Source organism: Nodosilinea sp. LEGE 07298 (assembly GCF_015207265.1).
Classification (GTDB): domain Bacteria; phylum Cyanobacteriota; class Cyanobacteriia; order Phormidesmidales; family Phormidesmidaceae; genus Nodosilinea.
The window spans coordinates 1-5,404 of the sequence record NZ_JADEXE010000380.1; the positions used below are offsets into that span (position 1 = coordinate 1).

The following is a 5,404-nucleotide window of genomic DNA, read 5'->3' on the forward strand; positions in this document are numbered from 1 at the left end:
CCCTTACACCCGCAACACCCTCGACGAGCACCTCGATATGCTGATGGTGTGCCACCACCTCAGCCCCAGCATTCCTGAAGATATTGCCTTTGCCGAGTCGCGTATTCGTCGCGAAACCATCGCCGCCGAAGACATTCTTCATGACCTGGGTGCCTTCAGCATGATTGCCTCTGACTCCCAGGCTATGGGCCGAGTGGGTGAGGTGATCATTCGCACCTGGCAGACCGCCCACAAAATGAAGGTGCAGCGCGGCGCACTCGCTGAAGACTCTGAGCGCAACGACAACCACCGGGCCAAGCGCTACGTGGCCAAATACACCATCAACCCCGCCATCACCCACGGCATCGCCGACCATGTGGGCTCCATCGAGGCGGGCAAACTGGCGGATATTTGTCTGTGGCGACCCGCTTTCTTTGGGGTCAAGCCCGAGATTGTGATCAAGGGCGGTGCGATCGCCTGGGCGCAGATGGGTGACCCCAATGCCAGCATTCCAACACCCCAGCCGGTGCACATGCGGCCCATGTTTGGCAGTTTTGGGGGGGCGATCGCCGCTACCTCTTTCAGCTTTATCTCCCAAGCCGCGATCGAACTGGGCATTCCTGAGCAGATCGGTTTGGCTAAAGCTACCGCTGCTGTAGCCAATTGTCGCAACCTTAGCAAAGCTGACATGAAGCTCAACGCTTACCAGCCCCAAATGGAGGTCAATGTGGAAACCTACGAAGTGCGGGCCGACGGCGAACTGCTCACCTGCGAACCGGCTGACGTGCTGCCGATGGCCCAGCGGTATTTTTTGTTTTAGCCGTGCCCCAGGCGATCGCCACAAAGCCGACGCTTGCTATAGCTGTAATGAATTAGTACTACTAAACGAGCTTTAAAGCTCGTTTTTTGCTTGGGCCCAGCGCTAGTTGGAGAATGTTAGGCGGTTTGACCGATGGCGCAAAACTCAGGTACTAGCCAGATGCATTTCTCGATCAGGTAGCGAGTCTGGCTAAACACTTAGTCCTCAAAAGTCGCTCCTAAACATACGTAGGTTCCGGGAGGCGACAATAATTTGCAGTTACCATAAATTTGTTGCGAATGTAGTGAAGCGGTGGCAGATTTTCAAACGTCCACAGTACAATAAAGTGGTACTGAAACCTTTAGTTTCAGTTCACTCCTCACACCACACTCCGCCCAGGCCTTTGGTCTGGGCGGTTCCTTATCTGAGGCCTCTGGCCCAAGGTTGAGAAACGCTGTTATAGCGCTATTCCTAATCACTTAGTATAGTTCTGCAAATCAGATGTTGCCCAAGGACTGAGGTTTGCTGGGGGTTGGCTATGGTAAGATTGCGTGTGGTTAACAACGGCAAGGAACACTAGGCATGGCAGCCGCTCAGGTAACAGATTCTACTTTTAAGCAAGAAGTTCTCGAAAGCACCGTCCCCGTACTAGTCGACTTTTGGGCCCCTTGGTGTGGTCCCTGTCGTATGGTGGCTCCGGTTGTAGAAGAAATTGCTGAGCAATACGATGGCCAAATAAAGGTTGTTAAGGTCAACACTGACGAAAACCCTAGCGTGGCCAGTCAGTACGGCATTCGCAGCATTCCCACCCTAATGATCTTCAAGGAAGGGCAGCGGGTTGATATGGTTGTGGGCGCTGTACCCAAAACGACCCTGGCCAACACCCTCGAAAAGTATCTCTAAGAGTATTCCACCTAACGAACATCCTTTCAAAGGACGTGAACTCGCCCACGGGCCGATTGCGGTAAGCCTCTGGATAGGTGTTTAGTTGAAACACTCTCAGCTCAGTCTCTTTTAGCTCAAGGGCTCTGGCAGATATTTTGCTAGGGCTTAAAAGTACTGAGATTCTATATAGTTAATCAATCGACATCCTTCAGGGAAGCATTAGTCTTTCCCTGGAGGTTTTTTGCAGGGTAAGGGGCAAAATTGTCGCTAAAATAGAGTGCTGCCTCTATGGAACCAACAGCGTATGGTTGCGCTTCCCTCAGATTTACCCTCTAGCGTTCAGGCTGACCTAGCCACAGTGCTGGAGCAATTGCCACATTTAGAGCACGGCAGGCTCATTCGTCAAGTGCTAGAGACCATCTTGCGAATGATGGGGCGCGAGGCAGACCGCCTGGATTGGAAAATTTTGAACTACGCTCTGCTCGATATGGAGCAGGGATTTCAAGTTTTTTACCCCTACCGCCACACTCGTAAGATCACCATTTTTGGCTCGGCCCGTACCGGCGCGGTTAGCCCCGACTACAAGCTGGCTGAACAGTTTGCCAAACAGATTACTGAGCTGGGTTTTATGGTGATGACCGGGGCCGGGGGCGGCATTATGGAGGCGGGGAATGCTGGAGCCGGTTCTAAGCAATCCTTTGGCCTCAATATTCAGCTGCCTTTTGAGCAGGGAGCCAACCCAGTTATGGAAGGCGACCCGAAGCTGATTAACTTCAAGTATTTCTTTACCCGCAAGCTCTTCTTTTTGCGAGAGAGTGATGCTCTGGTGCTGTTCCCCGGCGGGTTTGGTACCCAGGATGAGGCCTTCGAATCGCTAACGCTGATTCAAACGGGTAAGGCTGACCCCATGCCTATCGTGCTGGTCGACCATCCTGGTGGTGACTACTGGTATGGCTGGGACAGCTATATTCGCACCCACTTGCTCAATCGGGGGTTAATTAGCCCCGATGACCCTAGCCTCTATACGATTACTGATAATGTGGATGACGCCTGCCATGCCATCAGCAGCTTTTACCGGGTGTACCACTCCTGCCGCTATGCAGGCGATCGCCTAATCGTTCGACTCAAGTGTGATCTAAGCGATGCGGCTGTGGCCCTGCTCAACGACGAGTTCAGCGCCATTCTGGCCAAGGGCAAGATCGAAAAATCTGCGGCTCTACCCGAAGAGCACAGTGACGACACAGCCCAGTTGCCACGGCTGGTGATGCACTTCAACCATCGCGACTTTGGCAAACTGCACCAGTTTATCTGGCGGCTTAACGATTTGGGCGACCACCGCCCCGAAGCTCAGCACCCCGAACAAAAGTAGGTGAGTGGGTGGGTAGATGGGTGGATGAGTCAATGGATCTGTGAGTCGCCAGGTTTGATGGGCCTACTCGGGTTTAGAGTAGGCCAGCTAAATACTTATCCAGAATTTCACGGCAACAGGCCGGGTTTGCAGCTTCAAGGGGGATGTTTGTTTAGATGGGATACTCTTAGGCAACAAGCCCCAGAACTTTGAGGAATGGATAGTTCTGCCTCACCTGCTTACCCCCATCCACTCATCTACCCACCGACTTCCCCATGCCCCAGGTGCAAGACTTTCTAGAGCAGCTTTACCACGAGTTCAAAGGCATCGCTGAGGGTAAATTAGCGTCTTATATTCCCGAGCTGGCCCACGCCAGCCCTGACTGGTTTGGCATTAGCCTGGTTACCCTCGACGGCCGCAGCTTTGAGGTGGGAGATGTGGCCCAAAAATTTACCATCCAGTCAATTTCTAAGGTGTTTGTCTACGGCATGGCCCTGGAAGACTATGGCCGCGAAAAGCTGCTCAAAAAGGTGGGGGTAGAGCCAACTGGCGATCCGTTCAACTCGCTCATTCGTCTGGATGAAGACTCGAAACGACCCGATAACCCGATGGTGAATGCGGGTGCGATCGCAACTACCGGCCTGATTACTGGTAGCGACTCGGCCGAGCGGCTCAACCGTATGCTGGCTATGTTTCAGCGCTACGTGGGCAGCGAAGTGTTTGTAGATGTGTCGACATTTATGTCAGAACGATCTACCGGACACCGCAATCGGGCAATGGCCCACCTGATGCTCAACTTCGGCATGATTGAGCAGCCCATTGAGGAGGTGCTAGACCTGTACTTTCAGCAGTGTGCGGTGCTGGTTACGGCCCACGACCTGGCGGTGATGGCGGCAACTTTGGCGAACCAGGGTGTCAACCCCATCACCGGGCAGCGGGCGGTTGGGGCCGAGCACGTGCGCGATATTCTCAGCGTGATGTACACCTGCGGCATGTACAACTTTGCTGGAGAGTGGGCCTTTCGAGTTGGCATCCCTGCCAAGAGTGGCGTGTCAGGGGGACTGATGGCCGTGGTGCCTAACCAGGCTGGTATTGCCGTGTTTTCGCCCCTGCTCGATGGTCATGGCAACAGCGTGCGGGGGCTCAAAGTCTTTGAAGCACTTTCCCAAAAATATGGGTTTCACCTGTTTGACCTCTCCCTGGGCCGCTGCAACTTTACCAGGGCCGAAGGTTAAGAGATCAGAGCTGGACTGGGGTGCGATCGCAGGCAAAGGCATTGATGATTCCTTTTGTATAGGGTTCTAGCAGCAGTCGGTGGCGAGCGTCGACGCGGTTCAAAATTTCGTCCATCAAAAATTCATTGCATTTTGAAGCTATTGTCCAGGAGATACCAACAGTCTCCAGTACCATAATGCACAAAGCCACTAGCTCATGTTCAAACGCTGCCAAATTTCCCTGCAAAACACAGAGCCACAGGTAGATCTGAAACATGTCTAAATCTCGCAGGCAGGAATGTTGCACCGCCAGATCATTTAGTTTTCCCCGGCGGCTATAGTGGTTAGGGAATCTCTTCATCAAGCGAGCATTAACTGCAGTGGAAATTTCTTGGGCCAGCGGCAACATTTGCGCGACCAAGACAAATTCAGGAGAGCTAAGATCGTGCTTAGCCGCCGCACTACATAGTCGCTTTAAGGGTAAAGCAACTTGTTCCTCAAGGAACTTGAAATAAGGCGTAATCAGAACCTTTTCAGCGGGCGACAACCCATCTAAAAGCAAAGCATTGCTAAAATTAATTTGGGTTGTGATAAAGCCAAGGGTACGCCAGTCTTTAGAGATTCTGTGTTTTTCTTGAAACTCTAAGAGCAAAGGCTCTAACTCATCTGCCAGCTTCTCAATTCGGGGCATTCCCCAGGCCGAGAGAGCCGATTCACCGTAAGTTTCTTGCAGTTGTTCTGGCGAACTGATATGGATAGGAAGCGAGTCTTGATAGACGTCTAAGAGTTTTAGATAAACGTCTGTAGCCGAATCGGCAAGCCTTTTAACTTCGCCAAAATCTAGGACTTCAGGCAGAGACGTATACAGATCTTTTACTCGTATTGCCGCCAATCGACAGGTTTTTTCAACTGACTGGGTGCGCAATTTGTCTACCGTTTGAGCCCGCCCCTTAGCGGAGGAAGCGTGGCGCAGATCGTCATGGGCAGTGGCACTATGGCTTAGGGACAAGGTAGATAAACTAGGAAGATAGCGATTTGACCAAAGCTCAATCCTAGTTCCAACTTATTTTGTGTCGGCTTTCCTGGGCAACGGCCTTCTGCCATTTAACGAAGAGGCAATCAGCAGGTTGCGCACCCAGTTGTCGTGATAGCGGAAACCGTTGAGTTGTTCAAAGGGGC

At 52.3% G+C, this 5,404-nt stretch carries 5 protein-coding genes; 4 read left to right on the forward strand and 1 reads right to left on the reverse strand.

From position 1 onward, the window contains the following. The 4 genes from IQ273_RS29785 to glsA form a co-directional block, all read left to right on the forward strand. Positions 1–799 (forward strand): urease subunit alpha (locus IQ273_RS29785; protein ID WP_194026725.1); only part of this gene is annotated, 799 nt, incomplete at its 5' end. A 561-nt stretch (positions 800–1,360) separates the two neighbouring features. Continuing rightward, positions 1,361–1,681, forward strand: coding sequence for a thioredoxin (trxA, locus tag IQ273_RS29790; RefSeq protein WP_035985715.1), 321 nt, complete (start codon positions 1,361–1,363; stop codon positions 1,679–1,681). A gap of 286 nt (positions 1,682–1,967) precedes the next feature. After that, on the forward strand, positions 1,968–3,032 hold the full coding sequence (locus tag IQ273_RS29795) for an LOG family protein (RefSeq protein ID WP_194026726.1): 1,065 nt from the start codon (positions 1,968–1,970) through the stop codon (positions 3,030–3,032). Between the two features lie 254 nt (positions 3,033–3,286). Next, positions 3,287–4,246 carry a glutaminase A gene (glsA, locus tag IQ273_RS29800; protein WP_194026727.1) on the forward strand — a complete coding sequence of 320 codons (960 nt, stop codon included), beginning with the start codon at positions 3,287–3,289 and terminating at the stop codon, positions 4,244–4,246. 4 nt (positions 4,247–4,250) lie between these two features. Here the strand turns inward: glsA and IQ273_RS29805 are convergent, their stop codons facing one another. Continuing rightward, positions 4,251–5,150: a hypothetical protein gene (locus tag IQ273_RS29805; RefSeq protein ID WP_194026728.1), complete on the reverse strand. Its 900-nt coding sequence runs from the start codon at positions 5,148–5,150 to the stop codon at positions 4,251–4,253. Between the last annotated feature and the right edge of the window lie 254 nt (positions 5,151–5,404).

Excerpts from the sequence above, each read along its gene's own strand:
- trxA (WP_035985715.1), top strand. The coding sequence starts at position 1,361 with ATGGCAGCCGCTCAGGTAACAGATTCTACTTTTAAGCAAGAAGTTCTC.
- IQ273_RS29795 (WP_194026726.1), top strand. The coding sequence starts at position 1,968 with ATGGTTGCGCTTCCCTCAGATTTACCCTCTAGCGTTCAGGCTGACCTA.
- glsA (WP_194026727.1), top strand. The coding sequence starts at position 3,287 with ATGCCCCAGGTGCAAGACTTTCTAGAGCAGCTTTACCACGAGTTCAAA.